This is a genomic window from Phytohabitans sp. LJ34 (assembly GCF_052068095.1).
Taxonomy (GTDB): domain Bacteria; phylum Actinomycetota; class Actinomycetes; order Mycobacteriales; family Micromonosporaceae; genus Phytohabitans.
On sequence record NZ_JBQHDG010000001.1, the window covers coordinates 219,899 to 242,250 of the forward strand.

Sequence of the window (22,352 nt, forward strand, 5' to 3'; positions counted from 1 at the left end):
CCTAAAGGAGTGAGTGATCGTGCACAGGCAATGGAACGGTCTCAAGACGGCCGCTCTGCTCGGCCTGCTATCCGGCATCGTCCTGGCTCTCGGCTACTGGTTCGGCGGCAGCGGCGGCCTGGTCATCGCGGTGATCATCGCGCTGGGCATCAACGCCGTCAGCTACTTCTTGTCCGACAAGATCGCGCTGCGGTCGATGCGGGCCAAGCCGGTGAGCGAGGCGGAGTTCCCCGCGCTGTACCAGATGGTGCGCGAGCTCTCGACCCAGGCGGGTCAGCCGATGCCCCGGCTCTACGTGAGCCCCACGATGCAGCCCAACGCCTTCGCCACCGGCCGTAACCCCCGCCACGCGGCGGTCGCCGTGACGCAGGGCATCACCCAGATCCTCGACTACCGCGAGCTGCGCGGCGTCATCGGCCACGAGCTGTCCCACGTGTACAACCGGGACATCCTGATCTCCAGCGTGGCCGGCGCGCTCGCGACCATCATCACGTTCGTCGCCAACATCGCGCTGTTCCTGCCGCTGGGCGGCGGGGACGACGACGATGGTGTCAACCCGGCGGTCCTGCTGCTGATGGTGATCCTCGGCCCGATCGCGGCCTCGGTCATCCAGCTGGCGATCAGCCGCAGCCGCGAATACCAGGCCGACGCCTCCGGCGCCCGGCTGACCAACGACCCGCTGGCGCTCGCCTCGGCGCTCCGCAAGATCCACTACGGTGCGCAGAAGCTGCCTCTCCCGCCGGAGGGCCAGCTCACCAGCACCGCGCACCTCATGATCGACAACCCGTTCAAGGGCGGCGGCATCGCGTCGCTGTTCTCCACCCACCCGCCGATGGCCGAGCGGGTGCGCCGCCTGGAGCAGATGGCCGCCAACTCCGGTCCGGTCCAGTTCCAGCGATAACAGGTAACGCGGTTCACGGGCCCGGGGGCACACCCCGGGCCCGTATTCATGTGGCCACCCAGGGGGACCTTGGTTAGGGTCGGAGGGGTCTGTCGGTCATTACACGGGGAGGTGCGTCGTGGCCGCGCTGCGCCAGTACTCGGCGGTTTGGCGGCTCCCCGGCGCTCCCGTCCTCCTGGTGGTCGGCATCATCGCCCGGCTGGGCATCGGCATGACCCCGCTGGCGCTGCTGCTCCTCGTGCAGCAGGCCACCGACCGGTACACACCGGCCGCCATCGCCGGCGGCATCTACGCGGTGGCCGGCGCCGCGCTGAGCCCCGTGGCGGGCCGCGTCGCCGACCGGATCGGCCCCTCGCCAGTGCTGCTGCTGACCGGCATCGCACACCCCGTCGCGCTCGGCGCGCTGCTGCTGGCCAGCCGGATCGACGCGCTGCCGGTGATCTTCGTGGCCTCGGCGGTGGCCGGCGCCACGTACCCGCCGCTGACCGCCGCCATCCGCGGCGCCTGGAACGATCTCACCGAGCCCGGCGGCGGCCGCCACCACATCCGTGGCGCGGCGCTGGCCGCCGAGACCACCCTCTTCGAGCTCGTCTTCGTGATCGGGCCGTTGCTGGTCGCCGGCTTCGTGCTCTTCGCCAACCCGTCGGCGGCCATCGTCGGCGCGGCCGTCCTCACACTGGGCGGCACGGTCGTCGTCGCCCGCGGCGCCGTCATGCGCGGCTGGCGCCCGCACCCCGCCGAGCAGCACACCCGCGGCCTTGGACCGCTGCGGATCAGCGGCTTTCCGGCGCTGCTGGTGTGCGTGGCCGGCCTGGGCACGGCGTTCGGCGCGGCCGGCGTGATCGTGCCCGCGTATGCCAGCCGCCACAGCGACGGCGACAGCCTGGGCGGACTGCTGCTAGCGGTCTGGGCGCTGGGCAGCGCCGCCGGCGGCTTCTGGTTCGGCACCCGACCGGCGGCGCGCAACCCGGCGAGGCAGTTCGCGCTGCTGCTGGCGGCGCTGGCGGCGACGTTCGCGCTGTACGCCGTCATGCCCCACCCGATCGCGCTCGGCGTCGCCCTGTTCGCCGGCGGCGCCACGATCGCGCCGGCCCTCACCGTCGAAAACAACATGGTGGGCCGCATCGCCCCGGTGACCATGCTGAACGAGGCCTACACCTGGGTCATCACCGTCGCCGTGGCGTTCACCGCCGTCGGTGGCTCGGTGTCCGGGCTGATCGTCGACCAGCCCGGCGGCGTACCGTGGGCGTTCCTCTTCGCCGGCGCGGCGGTGGGTGTGGCGGCCGTGGTGGCCGGCCTGCCATCCGGCTCGATCGCCCGTGCCGACGCCCGCGCGACAGCCCGGATCAACCAGACGCTCGCGGCCGCGACGGTCAGCGGTAGTTCGTGAACTGGAGGGCGATCCCGAAGTCCTCGGACTTGAGCAGGCTGATCACGGCCTGAAGGTCGTCCTTCTTCTTGCCCGTGACCCGCAGCTGGTCACCCTGGATCTGCGCCTGCACGCCCTTGGGCCCCTCGTCGCGGATCTTCTTGCCGATCGCCTTGGCCTTCTCCTGGTCGATGCCCTGGACGATCTTGCAGTCGATCCTCGACGTCTTCCCCGACGTCCGCGGCTCACCGGCGTCCAGCGCCTTGAGCGAGATGTTGCGCTTGACCAGCTTGTCCTTGAACACCTCGAGCGCCGCCCGGACCCGATCCTCCGTCTCCGCCTGGAGACTGACCGCTTCCTCGCCCGACCAGGAGATCTGTGCGCCCGTGCCGCGGAAGTCGAAGCGCGTGGTGAGCTCCTTCTCCGCCTGCCGGAGGGCGTTGTCGACCTCCTGCCGGTCGACCTTGCTGACGATGTCGAACGACGGGTTGGCTGCCATAGGTCATGCTCCTGCTTTGTTGCGATATGAAGATGTTCCGGGGCCAGTGACCCCCCGACCGTACCCGGTTGCGAGACCGCCCACCGCAACAGCTATCCTTGCTTCCGCTGCCGCGGAGACCGTGGCGGCGCGCCCTAGGCGGGTTGCCCGAGCGGCCAATGGGAGCGGACTGTAAATCCGTCGCGAAAGCTACAGAGGTTCGAATCCTCTACCCGCCACACCTAGGGAAAATCGGCCCCGGACCAGCCTGAACGCTGGCCGGGGCCGATCTTTGTCGGGAGCCAAATAGATCCAGCTCCTCCTATGCGCCCCATGGCGTGTCGTGGGCGAGCACTTGGCGGCGCCAACGACTGGATCGGAGGCGCACTCGGATGACAGCCACTGTGGACACGGCATGGAAGCATGGCTCTATGTCATCTCGGCGTCACGTTGGGGCGAGGGCGACGGTTATCGCCCTCGCCTCCTCGAACGCCGTGGCCGCGGGCTCGGCTGGGCTCGATGGGACACCGACGCCGTTTCAGATCTTGATGCTGTGCGTCACCGGGGCCCTGACGGCGGTGCTGACGACGGTGGGTCTGACCCTCGATGTAAAAAAAACTCGACGAACCTTGCATCGTCCGGTTTGAAGATGCAAGCACCTCTGCCCGATGCAAGTGCGATCGCTCAGTCGCCAAGTCCCTGATCGGACAAACCAGGGTCCGGAGTCGTTAGCGACGGGTCACGCGGGCCAGATCGTCCGCGACGTGCTTGGGCGTGCGGAGATGGCCACGTGCGCTCGCCTGGGTCAGGCTCTGACTGGTGGTATGGCTTCCCGGCATGGGCTGTGGCCGGTGTTGATCGATTGTCGGCGGTTTGGTGGAGGAGGTGTCGTGCGTTGGGTGGATGAGGTCATCGGCCATTCGGGTTGATTGGGGCAAAATCGCGTCCGCGAAGCGGCGGGCGAGTTTGGGATTGCGTCGTGACTGGCGCCGTTGACTGGCGAATTAGGAAGTGGATTCGCGTTACACCCGCGTATGTCGTCGCGCCAGAACTGTGCCGCCACAGAATATGTTGACGATTGTCGTTGCTTACTCATGAGTCACCACATAGGGTTTGATAAAGCCGAGCGAGTGCGCATATGCAAGCGCCGGTGTGGGAAGCCCGGACCGGCTGGGTCCCGCTCATACGCAAGATCAGCCAGGGGGCCGCGCGTGTGACGTGCGGGGGTGGCGTGCAAGGTAGGGCGAGGTGACGCGAAGGGGAAGGGTCTGGCAAGTACGGACAAAGGCGGCGGAGTGTCATAGCCCACAAATCCCACACAAAGCGATCGGCGAGTCCGCGACCAAGTCGGGAAAATCGCCCCTTTCTCAGCCATCTGTGGGGGCGATGAGGGCCGGCCGGCTGGTGAAATCTTGCACGGAGACGAGGGCTCCTAAAGCTCCGCTAAGCTTCCGGTCAGCCGTTCAGACATCTTTTTCGCGCACTGTGGTTCTAAGCCGCCGATCAGGATGTGTCAGGGGCGGTCCGTGTGGCACGATCAGCGGTAACCCCTGAAAGATGCTTGTGTACCGGCAAAGGAGCCCTGATGCCTGAAGGCAGGTTCGGTCGCCGACTCAGGCGATGCGTCCTGGTTGCGCTGTTCGGCGCCGCCTTCGCCATCGCTGGGGTTACGGGCGTGTTCGCGGCAGTCTCGTCGGGAGACGAGGGCTTCTCCACGCAGGACTTCACGTGGGGGATGGCCCGCACCGAGACGGACTTCACCTGGGGGGTCGCCCGCCCAGGGACGGCCAGCGATGTGTCCTCGCCTACCGCTGTGCAGTTGCAGCGGGATTTCACCTGGGGCTGACGATGCTGGTGCCGGCCATGAGCAGGCACCACTAGTCACAAGGAGTGCCTGTGCCCCGGCCGTCTGTCGCTCTTCCGCGTTCATCCCAGCTTGCCTGGGTCATCACAGTGCCGCTGTTCCTGATCGCGGCCGTGTTGACCATGGCGGCGCAGGCCGGGCAGAAGGTTCCCCCGTCGGGTTGGCTCTTGGCGCTGCTCTACCTGGGCCTGTTCATCGCGACCGACTGGACGATCCTCCGCTTTGACCTCCGGCGACACGTATTTCAGGTGTCGTTGAGCGAGGTGCCGCTGGTCCTGGCGCTGTTCTATCTGTCACCGGTCACCGTCGTGCTCGTGCGGGCGGCCGCGACCCTGATCGTGGCGGTGCGCCGGCAGCAGTCGCCGGTAAAGCTCTGGTTCAACGTGGCGACCATCGCGGCGGCCACCGCCTTCGCCAGCGTCGTCGTACGTGGCTGGGGGCCGGTGGGGCCTGAGCCCGACCCGCTGACGTGGCTCGTCCTGATCGCGGCCGTCGCCACCAGCGTGCTGGTCACGCTCGCCGCGGTGGCCGGCGTCATCACTCTCGTGCAGGGCCGCACCTCGCCCCGCGACCTGGTGCGCACCGCAGTGCCCGGCCTTGTCGTCGCCAGCATCAACATCACTCTCGGCCTTGTCGTCCTGCTGGTGCTCCAGCAAAGCCCGTGGGGCATGCTCCTCATCGCCGCCGTCTTCGTCGTCTTCGTCCTCGGCTACCGGTCCTACCAGCAGTTCGTCCGCCAGCACCGCACGCTCACCAGCATGTACGAGCTGACCGCGGCACTGCGCGGCATCGTCGACGACGGTGCCCTGCCCGATGTCCTGCTCGGCCGGGTGCGCGAGCTGCTCGAGGCGGAGTGCGCGACGCTGTGGCTGCCGGCGCAGGGGCGACACCCGGAGGTGCTGCTCAGCGCCCGGGTCGACGACTCCGGCCTGCTCGACGTCGTGGGCACACCAGACGACCTGCGGAAAAAGGCGGTCGAATCGGGTGAGACCGTGGCTGTCAGCCGAAAGCTCGGCGACCCGGAGCTGCGCCGGCGCCTGTTGGCGTCCGGCATGCGAAAAGACGCGATCGCCGTGCCGCTCCGTTCCGGGCAGGCGACGGTCGGCTGCCTGGAGGTCACCGGGCGCCTCGCCGACTCGGCGACCTTCGACGACGGCGACGTGCGGCTGCTGGAGGCCGTCGCCGTGCACGTCTCGGTCGCGGTGGAAAACTCGCGGCTTGTCGACCGGCTGCGCTACGACGCGTACCACGACGGCCTCACCGCGCTGGCCAACCGGCGGCGGATCACCGAGGCGCTGGAGGAGTCGGTCATCGTCCGGGCGCCCGGCGAGGTGGTCGCGGTGCTGCTCTTCGACGTCGACCGGCTGCGCGACGTCAACGAGTCGCTCGGCCACGCCGCCGGCGACAAGCTGCTCGCCGAGGTGGCCCGCCGGCTGCGCGCGTTCGCACCGCCCGCGGCGCTGGTGGGGCGGGTCGGCGGTGACGAGTTCGTGGTGACGTTCCGGTCGGAGAGCATCGAGGCGGCCGCCCAGCTCGCGCTCGACCTGCGCGAGCAGATCCGCGACCCGATCATGTTCGGCACGATCACGCTCGACGTCGACACGGCGGTCGGCGTGGTCGTACATCCGGATCATGGGACCGACCCCGCGACACTGCTGCAACGGGCCGACGTCGCCGCCACCGTCGCGAAGTCGGTGCCGGGTGGGGCGCAGCTTTTCAGCGCGGGCCTCGAGTCGCGGTCGGTGCGCCGCCTCGAGCTTGCCGGCGACCTGCGCCGCGCCCTCGACAACGACGAGCTGGAGGTCTACTTCCAGCCCAAGGTGACACTGACCGACCGGCGGCTGGTCGGCGTGGAGTGCCTCGCCCGGTGGGAGCACCCGGCGCACGGCGCGGTCACGCCGGAAGACTTCGTGGCGGTGGCAGAGCACACCGGCCAGCTCGGCCGGCTCACCGAGGCCGTGCTGAAGGAAGGGCTGCGGCGCTGCCGCGAGTGGGCCGACGCCGACCGTCCGCTGTCCGTGGCGGTCAACCTCTCCCCGCGTACGCTCGTCGACCCCGCTTTCCCCAACCGCGTGGAGGCGCTGCTCCGGGAGTACGGTGTGGCGCCCGGGCAGGTCACCTTCGAGATCAAGGAAGACGGCGTCATCGGGCCGACCGACCGGCCGCTGCCGACGCTGCGGCGGCTGCGCGAGCTCGGGGTGCGGCTGTCGGTCGACGACTTCGGCACCGGCTACTCGTCGCTGTCCTACCTGCGCCGGCTGCCCGTCCACGAGGTAAAGATCGACCGCTCGTTCGTGCAGGGCATGGCGACCGATGCCGGCGACCTTGCGATCGTGCGCGCGGTGGTGGCGCTGTCGCTCCAGTTCGGGCTGACGGTGGTGGCCGAGGGCGTGGAGAGCGAGCTGACGCTCGACCTGCTCAAGGAGATGGGCTGCGAGATCGGCCAGGGCTTCCTTTTCAGTCGCCCACTGCCGTACGAGCGGCTGGAAGCCTGGTTTGGCGCCCGCACCGAGACCGAGCCGACGCCCCTCGGCGAGGTGCGCCGCCTGCGCGCTGTGACCTGAGCCGACACGGCTATCCCGATTTCGTCTGGGGAAGCGTGACGTGTACTCTTACCCAGGCGCACGCGCCCCCTTAGCTCAGTCGGCAGAGCGTCTCCATGGTAAGGAGAAGGTCTACGGTTCGATTCCGTAAGGGGGCTCAGCGGGTCATCCTGGACCCACCTCGGCGGTGTAGCTCAGATGGCAGAGCAAGCGGCTCATAATCGCTGTGTCGCCGGTTCAAGTCCGGCCACCGCTACGCACGTAACGGACGCCACTGGCGTCCGCTTCGCGTGTCCGGGTAGTCTGTGCGCCGGTAATCCGCGAAGAACCAGTTGACGAGGAAGGCACTCCGCCGTGGCCAAGGCGACCGACGTCCGTCCCAAGATCACTATGGCGTGTGTGGAGTGCAAGGAGCGCAACTACATCACGCGTAAGAACCGCCGCAACGACCCGGACCGCATCGAGCTGAAGAAGTTCTGCCCCCGTTGCGGCAAGCACACCGCGCACCGCGAGACCCGCTGACGCACTGCCGCCAGAGGTCGCACGGGCGGTAGGTTCGCTGCATGCCTCTGGACCAGTCCTTCGTCGGCCGGACATATCCGCCGACCGCTCCCTACCAGGTTGGCCGGGAAAAGATCCGCGAGTTCGCGAAGGCTATCGGCGCGACCGACCCGCTGCACCTCGATCCGGAGGCCGCACGTGCCTCCGGATACGCGGATGTCGTCGCGCCTGCCACGTTTCCGATCGTCCTCACCATGGCGGCCAGCCGCCAGATCGTCGACGACCCGGAGCTTGGCGTCGACTACAGCCGGGTCGTGCACGGTGACCAGCGTTTCGCGTACAAGCGGCCGGTCGTCGCCGGCGACGAGCTGGTCTGTGTCAACACCGTCGAGGAGATCATGTCCCGCGGTGGCCACGACTTCATGACGACACGCACCGACGTGAGCACCTCGGCCGGCGAGCCGGTGGTGAGCGTCTGGTCCAAGCTCGTCGTGCGTGGGGAGGGCTGACATGGAAGAGCTGCCTGTCCAGACCTACCGGGTGACCCGCGCCGACCTCGTGCGGTACGCGGGCGCCTCGGGCGACTTCAACGTGATCCACTGGAGCGACCGCCTCGCCACCAAGGTGGGCCTGCCCGGCGTGATCGCCCACGGCATGCTCACGATGGCGCTGGCCGGCCGGGCGGTCACCACCTGGGCCGGCGCGGCCGACGCCGTGGTCGACTTCAGCGTGCGCTTCAGCCGGCCGGTGCCGGTGCCCGACGACGACGAGGGCACGGAGATCGAGTTTCGGGGCGTGGTCAAGGGCGAGACCGAAGACGGGCTCACCCAGATCGACGTCACCGCGACCTGCCACGGCGAGAAGGTGCTTTCCCAGGCTCGGGCGATCGTCAGGCGTCAGCGCGCGTAGACGGGTCCCAGGTTGGGAATCTCAGGGGCGTACCCGTACACTGGTGCGCCGTGGGGTAGCTACCCCTACCTTGGGCGTGCCTAGGGTGGGATCGCTGCCTACACAGGGGTGTGGCGCAATTGGCAGCGCAGCGGTCTCCAAAACCGCAGGTTGCAGGTTCGAGTCCTGTCGCCCCTGCGCCTAAGGCCTGACCGGCCCCGGGACGGGTCCCGCCGGCTCTGCTGGCCACGGCCCGTCGCCGGGATCGGTGGGGCAAAGTGTCAAACCCACCCCCCACGGAGGGCGAAGTGGCCGAGAGCAAGCGCCGCGGCGAAGAGCCGGAAGACGACGACCTCGATGACCTCGACGAGTCGTTCGACGACGCTGTCGACGATGACGCTGACGCTGAGGACGACGAAGACCAGCCGGTCTCGCGCGGCGGCACGGCCACTCGCGAGCGCCGCAAGACCGAGTCCGCCGCCGACAAGCCGAAGGCGAAGAAGGTCGCCCGGGCGGGGATCTTCGGCCGGCTCATCGGGTTCTTCCGCGAGGTCGTCGCCGAGCTGCGCAAGGTCATCTGGCCGACCCGCAAGGAGCTGTTGACGTACACCGCGGTCGTGGTTGTGTTCGTCGCGTTCATGCTGGCGATCGTGGCCGGGCTCGACTACGGGTTCGCCAAGGGCGTGTTGTTCGTCTTCGGCAACCAGGAATAGACAAAGACGGAAGTGAGCGAGCGTGCCTGAGTACGACGAGACCGCTGCGGCGGCCGACGAGCAGTCCGCGGTGGCGACCGCCGCCGAGCCGGAGGCGGTCGAGGCCGACAGCGAGCCGGAGTACACACCGGTCGCCGAACCGGACGGCGACTACGACCCGGTGGCCGAGCTGCGGCAGAAGCTGCGCTACGCACCCGGCGACTGGTACGTGGTGCACTCCTACGCCGGCTACGAAAACAAGGTCAAGACCAACCTCGAGACCCGGATCACGAGCCTCGACATGGAGGACTACATCTTCCAGGTCGAGGTGCCGACCCGCGAAGAGGTCGAGGTCAAAAACGGCAAGCGCCTCCAGGTGCAAAACAAGGTCTTCCCCGGCTACATCCTGGTGCGGATGGAGCTGACCCCGGAGTCCTACTCCTGTGTGCGCAACACGCCGGGCGTGACCGGCTTCGTCGGCGCCACCGACCGGGCCGACCGGCCCGCGCCGCTGTCGCTCGACGAGGTGCTCAAGTGGCTGGCGCCGGCGGTCGAGACCGAGCAGAAGAAGGCCAAGCCGGAGGTCAAGGTGCTTGACTTCGAGGTTGGCGACTCCGTGACCGTCACCGACGGCGCCTTCGCTTCGCTGCCGGCGACGATCAGCGAGATCAACGCCGACCAGCAAAAGCTCAAGGTGCTGGTGTCGATCTTCGGCCGGGAGACTCCGGTGGAGCTCAACTTCAACCAGGTCGCGAAGATCTAACTCGGTCGCTGCGCGGGGCCGCCATGCCCCGCGCGCCCCGCCCTGGCCCGCGCGCTATTCTTGAACGTCGGCCTGTCGGCTGCGCTTGACCGTGCGCGCCCACCGGCCGTCATCCACGTCATCACCACGCCCAGGAAAGAGCCATGCCTCCGAAGAAAAAGCTCGTCAAGACGTTCACGCTCCAGTTGCCGGCGGGCCAGGCCACGCCGGCGCCGCCGGTCGGTCCGGCGCTGGGCCAGCACGGCGTCAACATCATGGAGTTCTGCAAGTCGTACAACGCGCAGACCGAGTCGCAGCGGGGCGACATCGTCCCGGCTGAGATCAGCGTGTACGAGGACCGCAGCTTCACGTTCGTGCTGAAGACCCCGCCCGCCGCGCGCCTGCTGATCAAGGCGGCCGGTGTGCCGAAGGGTTCCGGCACGCCACACACCGAGAAGGTCGGCTCGGTCACCCGCGCCCAGCTGCGCGAGATCGCCGAGAAGAAGATGGCCGACCTCAACGCCAACGACCTCGACCACGCCGAGCGGATCATCGCCGGCACCGCCCGCTCCATGGGCATCACCGTCAAGGAGTAATGCACCCGTAAGGGGCAAGCACAGCATTCGTGGGAGGGTCCGCGTGGGCCCGCCGAGACCACAGGAGAAATCAGCAGACATGCCGCACAGCAAGAGCTACCGCAAGGCTCTCGACCTCATCGACCGGTCGAAGCTGTACACACCCGCCGAGGCGATCAAGCTCGCCAAGGAGGGCAGCACGGTCAAGTTCGACGCCACGGTCGAGGTCGCGATGCGCCTCGGCGTCGACCCCCGCAAGGCCGACCAGATGGTGCGTGGCACGGTCAACCTGCCGCACGGCACCGGCAAGACGGTTCGCGTGATCGTCTTCGCCGCGGGTGCCAAGGCGGAGGAGGCCGCGGCCGCCGGCGCCGACGAGGTGGGCACCGACGAGCTGGTCGCCCGCATTCAGGAAGGTTGGCTGGACTTCGACGCGGCGATCGCCACGCCGGACCAGATGGCCAAGATCGGTCGGATCGCGCGGATCCTGGGCCCGCGCGGTCTGATGCCCAACCCCAAGACGGGCACCGTGACCATGGATGTCACCAAGGCCGTCACCGACATCAAGGGCGGGAAGATCACCTTCCGGGTGGACAAGCACTCCAACCTGCACCTGATCATCGGGAAGGCCTCGTTCACCGAGCAGAAGCTGGTGGAAAACTACGCCGCCGTGCTCGACGAGATCCTCCGGGCCAAGCCGTCGGCGGCCAAGGGCAAGTACCTGAAGAAGGTCACCGTCACCACCACGATGGGTCCCGGCGTGCCGATCGACCCCAACGTGACCCGCGGCCTCACCGAGGCCACGGCCGACGCCTGACCTCCAAGCACCAAGGCGGCGCGCTTCCCGGTCGGGGAGCGCGCCGTTCCCGATTTGGCGGGAGTGGCACCACCGCGTATTCTTGCCGGCGAAGTACCACCCGAAGACCGCTGGTCACCGCGCTCCGGCGCGGTCGAAGGTCCCGTTCGACGGGCGACCCGCGCAGGGCGATGTGCGAGCAAGCGTGACTCATGTCCCGCCCCGTGCGCCCTGCGCCGGGGCGTTTTTGTTGTCCGGACCCGGGCGTACCAGCCAGGCGCAACGAGAGGAGGGACATGGCGGACAAGCCGGTTCGGGCCGACAAGGCCACGGCCGTCGCCGAGCTCACCGAGCACTTCCGCAAGGCGGAGGCGACCGTGCTGACCGAGTACCGCGGCCTCACGGTCGCGCAGCTCACCCAGCTGCGGCGCTCGCTGGGCCAGACCGCGACGTACTCGGTCGCGAAGAACACCCTGGCCAAGCGTGCTGCGACGGACGCGGGCATCAGCGGCCTCGACGAGCTGTTCTCCGGTCCTACCGCGCTCACTTTCGTCTCCGGCGATGTGGTGGAGGCGGCGAAGGGCCTGCGCGAGTTCGCGAAGGCCAACCCGGCTCTGATCATCAAGGGCGGCGTGTTCGAGGGCAGGGCGATCTCGGCCGACGAGGTCAAGAAGCTCGCCGACCTCGAGTCCCGTGAGGTGCTGCTGGCCAAGCTGGCCGGCGCCATGAAGGCGAACCTGAGCAAGGCCGCGGCCGTGCTCCAGGCCCCGCTGACCAAGACCGCCCGTCTGGCGGCCGCTCTACAGGACAAGCGCGAGAAGGAACAGGCCGCCTAACCGCGGCCCGACGCAAACAAACCCAAGGAAGGACGCCAGACACCATGGCGAAGCTCAGCACCGACGAGCTGCTCGACGCGTTCAAGGAGATGACGCTGATCGAGCTGTCGGACTTCGTTAAGCAGTTCGAGGACGTGTTCGACGTCAAGGCCGCCGCACCCGTGGCCGTCGCCGCGGCCGGCCCGGCCGCCGCTGCCGCCCCGGTCGAGGAGGAGAAGGACGAGTTCGACGTCATCCTCGAGGCCGACGGTGGCAAGAAGATCCAGGTCATCAAGGTCGTGCGCGAGCTGACCGGCCTGGGCCTGAAGGAGGCCAAGGACGTGGTCGAGGCCGCGCCGAAGGCGATCCTGGAGAAGGCCAACAAGGAGACCGCCGACAAGGCCAAGGCCAAGCTCGAGGCCGAGGGCGCGAAGGTAACCCTCAAGTAATCTCGCGCAAGCTCTCCAGTGGGCTCCCCGTTACCCGAAAAGGTGGTGACGGGGAGCCTTCTTCATGCATCCGGAGTAGAAATTCGGGCGTGGCGCCGATCACGCCAGTCCGACCCGCGCCAGAACCCTTGACGCAGCGTTTGCTGGCAGGCACGCTGACATCAGCAAGTCTTTCCGCGCTTGCAACGGCCACCGGCTGGGTAAGGCGACGATGGTCCGCCAATGGCGTGATCACCAGCGCAGTTGACCAGTCGGCACCGGGCACGCGTGCCGCGTTCTGAGCGGCCTGGAGGCGCCTTGAGGTGCCACGAGGTGCGTTCCGCGTCGCGCTGCCATGGTGGGCTGGACAGCGGTTAGCCGTTCGGCTACACTGCTAGTTTGCGCTGCCTTCCGACTTCAGCCCTGCCCGGATTGTCCGAAACTGGCCGTCCGGATCGGGTCCAGTCGGGGTGCGCGCGCAACGGCCGTTTTGCAGCACCGGTCCTCGGAAGGACGCATCTTGGCAGCTTCCCGCCCTGCGAAGACCAGTCGTACGTCGAGCGCTTTCGCTCCCCGCCGGATTTCATTCGGCAGGATCACCGAACATCTTGAGGTCCCCAACCTCCTCGCTATCCAGACCGAGTCGTTCGACTGGCTGGTTGGCAACGAGGCCTGGCAGGGCCGGTCGGCTGATGACCCGCACGCCCGCTCAGGTCTCGCGGAAATTCTCGACGAGATTAGTCCAATTGAGGACTTCTCGGGCACCATGTCCCTTTCCTTCTCCGCCCCCCGCTTCGACGAGGTCAAGGCCTCGATCGAAGAGTGCAAGGAGAAGGACCTGACGTACTGCGCACCGCTCTTCGTGACCGCGGAGTTCACCAACAACACCACTGGCGAGATCAAGAGCCAGACGGTGTTCATGGGCGACTTCCCGATGATGACCCCCAAGGGCACCTTCATCATCAACGGCACCGAGCGCGTGGTCGTCAGTCAGCTCGTCCGTTCCCCGGGCGTCTACTTCGACAAGCAGCCGGACAAGACGTCCGACCGCGATCTATCCAGCGTCAAGGTGATCCCGAGCCGGGGTGCCTGGCTGGAGTTCGACATCGACAAGCGCGACACCGTGGGTGTCCGCATCGACCGCAAGCGCCGCCAGGCCGTCACGGTCCTGCTCAAGGCCATCGGTTGGACCAATGAGCAGATCCGCGAGCGGTTCGGCTGGTCCGAGCTGATGATGACGACCTTGGAAAAGGACCACATCGCCGGCCAGGACGAGGCGTTGTTGGACATCTACCGCAAGCTGCGGCCTGGTGAGCCGCCGACGCGGGAAAACGCCCAGACCTTGCTCGACAACCTCTTCTTCAACTCGAAGCGGTATGACGTGGCCAAGGTCGGGCGATACAAGTTCAACAAGAAGCTCGAGATCGGCATCCCGATCACCACGGGCACGCTGACCGTCGAAGACATCGTCGCCACGGTCGAGTACCTCTGCCGCCTGCACGCCGGCGAGGAGGGGTACGAGGCCGACGACATCGACCACTTCGGCAACCGGCGCCTGCGCACGGTGGGCGAGCTGATCCAAAACCAGGTCCGGGTCGGCCTGTCCCGGATGGAGCGGGTCGTCCGCGAGCGGATGACCACGCAGGACGTCGAGGCGATCACGCCGCAGACCCTGATCAACATCCGTCCGGTCGTGGCGGCGATCAAGGAGTTCTTCGGCACGTCGCAGCTGTCCCAGTTCATGGACCAGACCAACCCCCTGGCGGGTCTGACCCACCGCCGGCGCCTCTCGGCGCTGGGCCCCGGTGGTCTGTCCCGTGAGCGGGCCGGCTTCGAGGTCCGTGACGTGCACCCGTCCCACTACGGCCGGATGTGCCCGATCGAGACGCCGGAAGGGCCCAACATCGGCCTGATCGGCGCGCTCTCCACGTTCGGGCGGGTCAACCCGTTCGGGTTCATCGAGACGCCCTACCGGAAGGTCGACAACGGCCGGGTCACCGACCAGATCGACTACCTGACGGCGGACGAAGAGGACCGGTTCGTCAAGGCCCAGGCCAACGCCCCGCTCAAGTCCGACGGCACCTTCGCCGAAGACCGGGTGCTGGTCCGCCGGAAGGGCGGCGAGGTCGACTACGTCACGCCGGCCGCGGTGGACTACATGGACGTCTCGCCGCGCCAGATGGTGTCGGTCGCGACCGCCATGATCCCGTTCCTCGAGCACGACGACGCCAACCGGGCACTGATGGGCGCCAACATGCAGCGCCAGGCCGTGCCGCTGGTCAAGGCCGAGTCGCCGCTGGTCGGCACGGGCATGGAGTACCGGGCCGCCGTCGACGCCGGTGACGTCGTCGTCGCCGAGGTCGGTGGCGTGGTCGAGGACCTGTGTGCCGACTACGTGACGGTCCACCAGGACGACGGCCACCGCCGCACCTACCTGCTGCACAAGTTCCGCCGCTCCAACGCCGGCTCCTGCGTCAACCAGAAGCCGGTCGTCTTCGAGGGCGACCGCGTCGAGGCCGGCCAGGTCATCGCCGACGGTCCGTGCACCGACGAGGGCGAGATGGCGCTCGGGCGCAACCTGCTCGTCGCGTTCATGCCCTGGGAGGGTCACAACTACGAGGACGCGATCATCCTGTCGCAGCGCCTCGTGCAGCAGGACGTGCTCACCTCGATCCACATCGAGGAGCACGAGGTCGACGCCCGCGACACCAAGCTGGGTCCGGAAGAGATCACCCGCGACATCCCGAACGTCAGCGAGGAAATGCTCGCCGACCTCGACGAGCGCGGCATCATCCGGATCGGCGCGGAGGTCGTGCCCGGCGACATCCTGGTCGGCAAGGTCACGCCCAAGGGCGAGACCGAGCTGACCCCCGAGGAGCGGCTGCTCCGCGCGATCTTCGGCGAGAAGGCGCGCGAGGTCCGGGACACCTCGCTGAAGGTGCCGCACGGCGAGACCGGCACGGTCATCGGCGTTCGCACCTTCTCCCGCGAGGACGGCGACGAGCTGCCCCCGGGCGTCAACGAGCTGGTCCGCGTCTACGTGGCCCAGAAGCGCAAGATCCAGGACGGTGACAAGCTCGCGGGCCGCCACGGCAACAAGGGCGTCATCTCCAAGATCCTGCCGGTCGAGGACATGCCGTTCCTGGAGGACGGCACGCCGGTCGACATCGTGCTCAACCCGCTGGGTGTGCCGAGCCGGATGAACATCGGCCAGGTCCTGGAGACCCACCTCGGGTGGGTGGCCAAGACCGGCTGGAAGATCGACGGCGAAGACGCCGATTGGAAGCGGGCGCTCAAGTCGATCGGTGCCGACACGTCGGAGCCGGACACCAACGTGGCGACGCCGGTCTTCGACGGCGCCAAGGAGGCGGAGATCAGCGGCCTGCTGGCCAGCTCGCTGCCCAACCGCGACGGCACCCAGCTCGTCGGCGGCTCGGGCAAGGCCCAGCTGTTCGACGGCCGCTCGGGTGAGCCGCTGCCGGACCCGATCGCGGTCGGCTACATCTACATCCTGAAGCTCAACCACCTGGTCGACGACAAGATCCACGCGCGTTCGACCGGTCCGTACTCGATGATCACGCAGCAGCCGCTGGGTGGTAAGGCGCAGTTCGGTGGTCAGCGCTTCGGTGAGATGGAGTGCTGGGCGATGCAGGCGTACGGCGCTGCCTACGCCCTCCAGGAGCTGCTCACGATCAAGTCCGACGACGTGCTCGGCCGCGTGAAGGTCTACGAGGCCATCGTCAAGGGCGAAAACATCCCCGAGCCCGGCATCCCGGAGTCCTTCAAGGTGCTCCTCAAGGAGCTCCAGTCGCTGTGCCTCAACGTCGAGGTGCTGAGCAGCGACGGCGTGGCGCTGGAGATGCGGGAGACCGACGACGAGGTCTTCCGGGCCGCGGAGGAGTTGGGCATCGACCTGTCTCGGCGTGAGCCAAGCAGCGTCGAGGAAGTCTGAGGTGGTGGGTCAGGGGCTACCCGCTCCTGACCCATCCATGAGCCGGCAAGAGATACGAGACACGACTCGAGGGACATAAATTGCTCGACGTCAACTTCTTCGACGAGTTGCGCATCGGCCTGGCGACAGCTGACGATATCCGCCAGTGGTCGCACGGCGAGGTGAAGAAGCCAGAGACGATCAACTACCGCACGCTCAAGCCGGAAAAGGACGGGCTCTTCTGCGAGAAGATCTTCGGTCCGCAGCGGGACTGGGAGTGCTACTGCGGCAAGTACAAGCGGGTGCGCTTCAAGGGCATCATCTGTGAGCGCTGTGGCGTCGAGGTGACCCGCTCGAAGGTCCGCCGTGAGCGGATGGGCCACATCGAGCTGGCCGCGTCGGTCACCCACATCTGGTACTTCAAGGGTGTGCCGAGCCGCCTCGGCTACCTGCTCGACCTGGCACCCAAGGACCTCGAGAAGATCATCTACTTCGCGTCGTACGTGGTGACCGGGGTGGACACCGAGGCCCGCCACCGCGACATGTCGACGATCGAAAACGAGATCCTCGCCGAGAAGCGGCAGTCGGAAAACAGCCGCGACTCGGAGATCGAAAAGCGCGCCGCCAAGCTCGAGGCCGACCTGGCCGAGCTTGAGGCGGAGGGTGCCAAGGCCGACGTGCGGCGCAAGGTCAAGGAGTCTGGCGAGCGCGAGATGCGCCAGATCCGCGACCGGGCGCAGCGCGAGATCGACCGGCTCGACGAGGTGCTCGACACGTTCCGCAAGCTGGAGCCAAAGCAGCTGGTCACCGACGAGCTGCTCTACCGGGAGCTGCGCGACCGGTTCGGCGAGTACTTCCAGGGCGGCATGGGTGCCGAGGCGATCAAGGCCCTGCTGGAAAACATGGACCTGGACGCCGAGGCGGAAAACCTCCGCGAGATCATCCGGTCCGGCAAGGGCCAGCGGAAGATCCGGGCGCTCAAGCGGCTCAAGGTCGTGGCGGCGTTCCTCAACACCCGCAACTCGCCGCTCGGCATGGTGCTCGACTGCGTGCCGGTTATCCCGCCGGACCTGCGTCCGATGGTGCAGCTCGACGGTGGCCGCTTCGCGACCTCCGACCTCAACGACCTGTACCGCCGCGTGATCAACCGGAACAACCGGCTCAAGCGCCTGATCGACCTGGGCGCGCCCGAGATCATCGTCAACAACGAAAAGCGGATGCTCCAGGAGGCCGTCGACGCGCTGTTCGACAACGGCCGCCGCGGCCGTCCGGTCACCGGCCCGGGCAACCGGCCGCTGAAGTCGCTGTCCGACATGCTCAAGGGCAAGCAGGGCCGCTTCCGGCAAAACCTGCTCGGAAAGCGCGTCGACTACTCCGGCCGTTCCGTGATCGTCGTCGGCCCGCAGCTGAAGCTGCACCAGTGCGGCCTGCCCAAGCAGATGGCGCTGGAGCTCTTCAAGCCGTTCGTGATGAAGCGCCTGGTCGATCTCAACCACGCGCAAAACATCAAGTCCGCCAAGCGGATGGTCGAGCGGCAGCGGCCGGTCGTGTGGGACGTCCTGGAAGAGGTCATCGGGGAGCACCCGGTGCTGCTCAACCGCGCGCCCACCCTGCACCGCCTGGGCATCCAGGCCTTCGAGCCGCAGCTGGTCGAGGGCAAGGCGATCCAGATCCACCCGCTCGTCTGCACCGCGTTCAACGCGGACTTCGACGGTGACCAGATGGCGGTGCACGTGCCGCTGTCCGCCGAGGCTCAGGCCGAGGCGCGGATCCTGATGCTGTCGTCCAACAACATCCTCAAGCCGGCCGACGGCAAGCCGGTCACCATGCCCACGCAGGACATGGTGATCGGGCTGTACCACCTGACCCACCTCACGGCGGACGCCAAGGGTGTGGGCCGGGAGTTCAGCTCGGACGCCGAGGCACGGATGGCCTTCGACAACGGCGAGCTCGCGCTGGGCGTGCCGATCAGGATCCGGCTGCGGGGTGTGTCCGAGGTCGACAACGGAGCCGGCCAGCCGAAGTGGACCGCCCCCGAGGGGTGGACGCCCGGCGAGCCGCTGATTGTCGACACCACGCTGGGCCGGGTGCTCTTCAACGAGACCCTCCCGCAGGGCTACCGGTACGTGAACTACGAGATCCGGAAGAGCCAGCTGTCGGCGATCGTCAACGACCTCGCCGAGCGCTTCCCGAAGGTCGCCCTGGCGGCGACGCTCGACGCGCTCAAGGAGGCCGGCTTCCACTGGGCCACCTGGTCTGGCGTGACGATCGGTATGGAAGACGTCATCCCGCCGGCACGCAAGCCCGAGATCATGGAGCGGTACGAGAAGGAAGCCGACCGGATCGACAAGCAGTACCAGCGTGGTCTGATGACGGCCGAGGAGCGTCGCGGCGAGCTGATCGAGATCTGGACCAAGGCGACCAACGAGGTTTCCAAGGAGATGGAGACTTCGCTGCCGCAGGAAAACCCGTTGTGGGTCATGATCAACTCGGGTGCCCGCGGTAACCTGCTCCAGCTCCGCCAGATCGCGGCGATCCGTGGCCTGGTGGCCAACCCCAAGGGCGAGATCATCCCGCGGCCGATCAAGTCCAGCTACCGCGAGGGCCTGTCCGTGGTGGAGTACTTCATCTCCACCCACGGTGCCCGCAAGGGTCTGGCCGACACCGCGCTGCGTACGGCGGACTCGGGTTACCTGACCCGGCGTCTCGTCGACGTGTCGCAGGACGTGATCATCCGTGAGGAAGACTGCGGCACCGATCGGGCCATCCCGATGCAGGTTGGCGAGACCATCAACGGCCAGCTCATGGTGCACGAGCACGCGGAGACCGGGGTGCACGCACGCACCCTGGCCGACGACGTCAAGGGCGCCGACGGCACCGTGGTCGCGCACCGTGGGGTCGACCTCAACTCGATCATCGTCGACAAGCTGGTCGCGGCCGGCGTCGAGACGGTGCGCGTCCGCAGCGTGCTCACCTGCGAGTCCAAGCTGGGCGTCTGCGCGGCCTGCTACGGCCGTTCGCTGCCGACCGGCAAGACCGTGGACGTCGGCGAGGCGGTCGGCATCATCGCCGCCCAGTCGATCGGTGAGCCCGGCACCCAGCTGACGATGCGTACGTTCCACACCGGTGGTGTCGCCGGTGAGGACATCACGCAGGGTCTGCCGCGTGTGCAGGAGATCTTCGAGGCGCGCGTGCCCAAGGGCAAGGCGCCGATCGCCGACACCCCGGGCCGCGTCCGGATCGAAGACGGCGAGCGTTCGCGGAAGATCATCATCGTTCCCGACGACGGGAGCGACGAGATCGTCCACGACAAGATCTCCAAGCGGGTGCGCCTGCGGGCACACGACGGAGACCACGTCGAGGTCGGCGAGAAGCTCACCGAGGGCACGATCGACCCGCACGAGCTGCTGCGGATCCTCGGCCCGCGCGCGGTCCAGGTCCACCTGACCCAGGAGGTCCAGGAGGTCTACCGCTCGCAGGGTGTGCTCATCCACGACAAGCACATCGAGATCATCATTCGGCAGATGCTGAAGCGGGTCACGGTGATCGACTCGGGCGCCACCGAGTTCCTGCCCGGCGTGCTGGTCGACCGCGCGGTCTTCGAGTCGGAAAACCGCCGGCTCGTGGCCGAGGGCGGCGAGCCCGCCGCCGGTCGTCCGGTGCTCATGGGCATCACCAAGGCCTCGCTGGCGACCGACTCCTGGCTCTCGGCGGCCTCCTTCCAGGAGACCACCCGGGTGCTGACCGACGCGGCGATCAACGCCCGCAGCGACTCGCTGATCGGTCTCAAGGAGAACGTCATCATCGGAAAGCTCATCCCGGCCGGTACCGGTATCAGCAAGTACCGGAACATCCGGGTCGAGCCCACCGAGGAGGCGAAGGCCAAGGTGTACTCGATGACCGGCTACCCCGAGACCGACTACGGCTTCGGGCCGGCCAGCGGCCAGGCTGTGCCGCTGGACGACTTCGACTTCGGGTCGTACCGGTAGTCAGGTAGTACTGGTTCGTTCTGGAAGCGCCCCGCACGTCACGTGCGGGGCGCTTCTGGATGTGAGCGAGCTTGCGAGCGAGCCATAGGGTTCAGGGATGATCGCAGCGCTGGCCCGCACCGCGGGACGGCCTTAGTAGGCTTGTCGGGTGACCACATCGCCGGCGGCCCTGCGCCATCCGCTCGATCCCGAGCCGGTGCGCTCCACCAAGGCCGGCACGGTGTTCGCCCTCGGTCTTGTCGCCCTGTTCACCGGCCCGTTCGTGGGTGGGCTGGTGCCCGCCAGCATCGCGATCGCGCTGGCCGGGCAGGCGCGCCGCGAGGCGTACCACTCGGGGGGTTATCTGACCGGCTCGGCGTGGCTGCGCCGCGGTGAAAAGCTGGCCTGGCTGGGCGTCGCGCTGGCCGCCACCTCGCTGGTGGTCGCGATCGTGATCGGCGTGGTCGACTTCGCCGGCGACCCGGCGGGGCAAGACTTCGCGCCCGGGGTCGACTAGCGTGGCGGTGTTTTCGGCGGCCGTGGCCATGCGGCAGGCCCGCGTGACGCTGCCTGTCGAGGCGGGCGGCGTTGATGGCGAGGGGGCGGAGTGACGGACGAGGCGCCGCGGCCCGCGGATCCGCCCTCGACAGCGGGCAAGCCCGCGGGATCGCGCTTCGGCGAGGCCGGGCGGCCGATGGGGGAGGCGGGCCGGTCCATCGGCGCGGCCGATCTCTGGCGGCCCGAGCCCCCGGCGAGCCGGCCCGGGGACGAGACGCCAGCGAGCGACCCGGCGCCCGAGGCGCCCGCGAGCAGCCCGGCACCCCAGACGCCCGCGAGCGGCCCAGCGCCCGAGACGCCCCCAAGCGGCCCGGAGGACGAGACGCCCGCGAGCGGCCCGGGGGACGAGACGCCGGCGAGCCGGCCGGCCGACCATGCCGGGAGCCCGTCGAGCGACCGGACCGCCGGGTGGCCTGAGGTCGGCGGTCCCGAGCGGCCCGAGGAGCCGAAGGACACGCCTGACTGGCGGCCGGCCGCGGAGGCCCCCCAACCGGCACCCCAGCCGCCGCTGGCACCCACGTCGCCCGTGCGGGCCCCACAGCCCGTGACGGCCCAACAGCCCGTGCCATCCCAGCCGCCTGTGGCGCCGCCGCCGCACCCGGGGCCGCCGTTCGCGGTCCCACCGGCGGCGGGCTGGTCCGCGCCGGTGCCGCAGCCCGTGGGGGCGGCGCCACCGCAGTGGGGTCGCCCCGCGCCCGCCGTCGCCCCGCCGCCGCGCGAGGCGTGGTTGGCGCCGCGGCGGGTGCAGGCGATCCCGGGCACCAACTTCGCGGTCGTACACCTCGATGTGCCGCCGGCGACATCCGGCCTGGCCGTCGGTTCGCTGGTGGCGGGGATAGGTTCGATCGTCGTTTCGTTCGTGGTGTGGTGCTTCGGCCTGGCCGGCGCCTCGAGCGGCTGGGGCGCGTGGGTCGCGGGCGCGTTCGCCATGATCGCCGGCCTGGCCGGCGCCGCCGCCGTCGTGCTGGGAGTGCTCGGCCTGCGGCAGATCCGGCGGGCGGCCGCCGGCGTCCGGGTCGCCGGCCGTGGGGTGGCCATCGCCGGCCTGGTCTGCGGCGCGGTCGGGCTGGGGCTCACGCTGCTCGGCTTCGGTCTGTCGCTGCTGCTACAGGTGAGTCTCCAGTAGGCGGGTAGGCCCGCGAGGAAGCGGGTACACTGGACTACTGGAGTTGTTCGCCGCGGGCGAGAAGGCAAAGACGGGTCCCCCGTTTTGACCTGTGCGCTCACGGTGGGTACTCTTTCCCCTCGTGCCCGGGCGTGCCCGGGCAATCCGTGCGTGCGCCATCATGGTGGGCCGCGACAC

General features: G+C 68.4%; 18 protein-coding genes and 4 tRNA genes. 21 read left to right on the plus strand and 1 reads right to left on the minus strand.

Features of this window, described 5'->3' with window-relative positions:
• Positions 1-19 precede the first annotated feature (19 nt).
• Positions 20-901, plus strand: a complete 882-nt coding sequence (htpX, locus tag ACTMTJ_RS01020; protein ID WP_441214095.1) for a zinc metalloprotease HtpX — start codon at positions 20-22, stop codon at positions 899-901.
• Between the two features lie 118 nt (positions 902-1,019).
• Complete coding sequence (locus tag ACTMTJ_RS01025) at positions 1,020-2,291, plus strand: MFS transporter (protein ID WP_441214096.1); 1,272 nt, start codon at positions 1,020-1,022, stop codon at positions 2,289-2,291.
• Here the strand turns inward: ACTMTJ_RS01025 and ACTMTJ_RS01030 are convergent.
• Complete coding sequence (locus ACTMTJ_RS01030; RefSeq protein WP_441214097.1) at positions 2,275-2,769, minus strand: YajQ family cyclic di-GMP-binding protein; 495 nt, start codon at positions 2,767-2,769, stop codon at positions 2,275-2,277. The two genes, ACTMTJ_RS01025 and ACTMTJ_RS01030, sit on opposite strands and share 17 nt — an antisense overlap.
• 137 nt (positions 2,770-2,906) lie before the next feature.
• Here ACTMTJ_RS01030 and ACTMTJ_RS01035 point away from each other — a divergent pair.
• From ACTMTJ_RS01035 to ACTMTJ_RS01125, 19 genes are all read left to right on the plus strand, one after another.
• Positions 2,907-2,987 (plus strand) — tRNA-Tyr (locus ACTMTJ_RS01035).
• A gap of 1,436 nt (positions 2,988-4,423) precedes the next feature.
• Entirely contained in the window at positions 4,424-4,594 is a 171-nt protein-coding gene (locus ACTMTJ_RS01040; RefSeq protein ID WP_441214098.1) for a hypothetical protein, read from the plus strand.
• A gap of 44 nt (positions 4,595-4,638) precedes the next feature.
• The gene (locus tag ACTMTJ_RS01045; RefSeq protein ID WP_441214099.1) at positions 4,639-7,176 is read left to right on the plus strand and encodes a putative bifunctional diguanylate cyclase/phosphodiesterase; all 2,538 of its coding nucleotides are present in this window, start codon (positions 4,639-4,641) and stop codon (positions 7,174-7,176) included.
• A gap of 64 nt (positions 7,177-7,240) precedes the next feature.
• Positions 7,241-7,313: transfer RNA gene (locus tag ACTMTJ_RS01050), tRNA-Thr, on the plus strand.
• Positions 7,314-7,338: 25 nt separating this feature from the next.
• Positions 7,339-7,411: transfer RNA gene (locus ACTMTJ_RS01055), tRNA-Met, on the plus strand.
• A gap of 98 nt (positions 7,412-7,509) precedes the next feature.
• Complete coding sequence (rpmG, locus tag ACTMTJ_RS01060; RefSeq protein WP_167925014.1) at positions 7,510-7,677, plus strand: 50S ribosomal protein L33; 168 nt, start codon at positions 7,510-7,512, stop codon at positions 7,675-7,677.
• Positions 7,678-7,718: 41 nt separating this feature from the next.
• Entirely contained in the window at positions 7,719-8,165 is a 447-nt protein-coding gene (locus tag ACTMTJ_RS01065) for a MaoC family dehydratase N-terminal domain-containing protein (RefSeq protein ID WP_441214100.1), read from the plus strand.
• 1 nt (position 8,166) lies between these two features.
• Complete coding sequence (locus ACTMTJ_RS01070; protein WP_441214101.1) at positions 8,167-8,565, plus strand: MaoC family dehydratase; 399 nt, start codon at positions 8,167-8,169, stop codon at positions 8,563-8,565.
• A 104-nt stretch (positions 8,566-8,669) separates the two neighbouring features.
• Positions 8,670-8,742 (plus strand) — tRNA-Trp (locus tag ACTMTJ_RS01075).
• 110 nt (positions 8,743-8,852) lie between these two features.
• Positions 8,853-9,257, plus strand: a complete 405-nt coding sequence (secE, locus tag ACTMTJ_RS01080) for a preprotein translocase subunit SecE (RefSeq protein ID WP_441214102.1) — start codon at positions 8,853-8,855, stop codon at positions 9,255-9,257.
• Positions 9,258-9,279: 22 nt separating this feature from the next.
• Complete coding sequence (gene nusG / locus ACTMTJ_RS01085) at positions 9,280-9,999, plus strand: transcription termination/antitermination protein NusG (protein WP_441214103.1); 720 nt, start codon at positions 9,280-9,282, stop codon at positions 9,997-9,999.
• Positions 10,000-10,142: 143 nt separating this feature from the next.
• On the plus strand, positions 10,143-10,574 hold the full coding sequence (rplK, locus tag ACTMTJ_RS01090) for a 50S ribosomal protein L11 (protein ID WP_441214104.1): 432 nt from the start codon (positions 10,143-10,145) through the stop codon (positions 10,572-10,574).
• A 79-nt stretch (positions 10,575-10,653) separates the two neighbouring features.
• Positions 10,654-11,370, plus strand: coding sequence for a 50S ribosomal protein L1 (rplA, locus tag ACTMTJ_RS01095; protein WP_441214105.1), 717 nt, complete (start codon positions 10,654-10,656; stop codon positions 11,368-11,370).
• Between the two features lie 275 nt (positions 11,371-11,645).
• On the plus strand, positions 11,646-12,185 hold the full coding sequence (rplJ, locus tag ACTMTJ_RS01100) for a 50S ribosomal protein L10 (RefSeq protein WP_441214106.1): 540 nt from the start codon (positions 11,646-11,648) through the stop codon (positions 12,183-12,185).
• A gap of 44 nt (positions 12,186-12,229) precedes the next feature.
• Positions 12,230-12,613, plus strand: coding sequence for a 50S ribosomal protein L7/L12 (gene rplL, locus ACTMTJ_RS01105; RefSeq protein WP_441214107.1), 384 nt, complete (start codon positions 12,230-12,232; stop codon positions 12,611-12,613).
• Between the two features lie 499 nt (positions 12,614-13,112).
• Positions 13,113-16,544 carry a DNA-directed RNA polymerase subunit beta gene (gene rpoB, locus ACTMTJ_RS01110; RefSeq protein WP_441214108.1) on the plus strand — a complete coding sequence of 1,144 codons (3,432 nt, stop codon included), beginning with the start codon at positions 13,113-13,115 and terminating at the stop codon, positions 16,542-16,544.
• An 80-nt stretch (positions 16,545-16,624) separates the two neighbouring features.
• Positions 16,625-20,512 (plus strand): DNA-directed RNA polymerase subunit beta', encoded by a 3,888-nt coding sequence (locus tag ACTMTJ_RS01115; protein WP_441214109.1) that lies wholly within the window; start codon positions 16,625-16,627, stop codon positions 20,510-20,512.
• Positions 20,513-20,660: 148 nt separating this feature from the next.
• On the plus strand, positions 20,661-21,008 hold the full coding sequence (locus ACTMTJ_RS01120) for a hypothetical protein (RefSeq protein ID WP_441214110.1): 348 nt from the start codon (positions 20,661-20,663) through the stop codon (positions 21,006-21,008).
• 90 nt (positions 21,009-21,098) lie between these two features.
• Positions 21,099-22,175 carry a hypothetical protein gene (locus ACTMTJ_RS01125; RefSeq protein ID WP_441214111.1) on the plus strand — a complete coding sequence of 359 codons (1,077 nt, stop codon included), beginning with the start codon at positions 21,099-21,101 and terminating at the stop codon, positions 22,173-22,175.
• Positions 22,176-22,352: the final 177 nt, after the last annotated feature.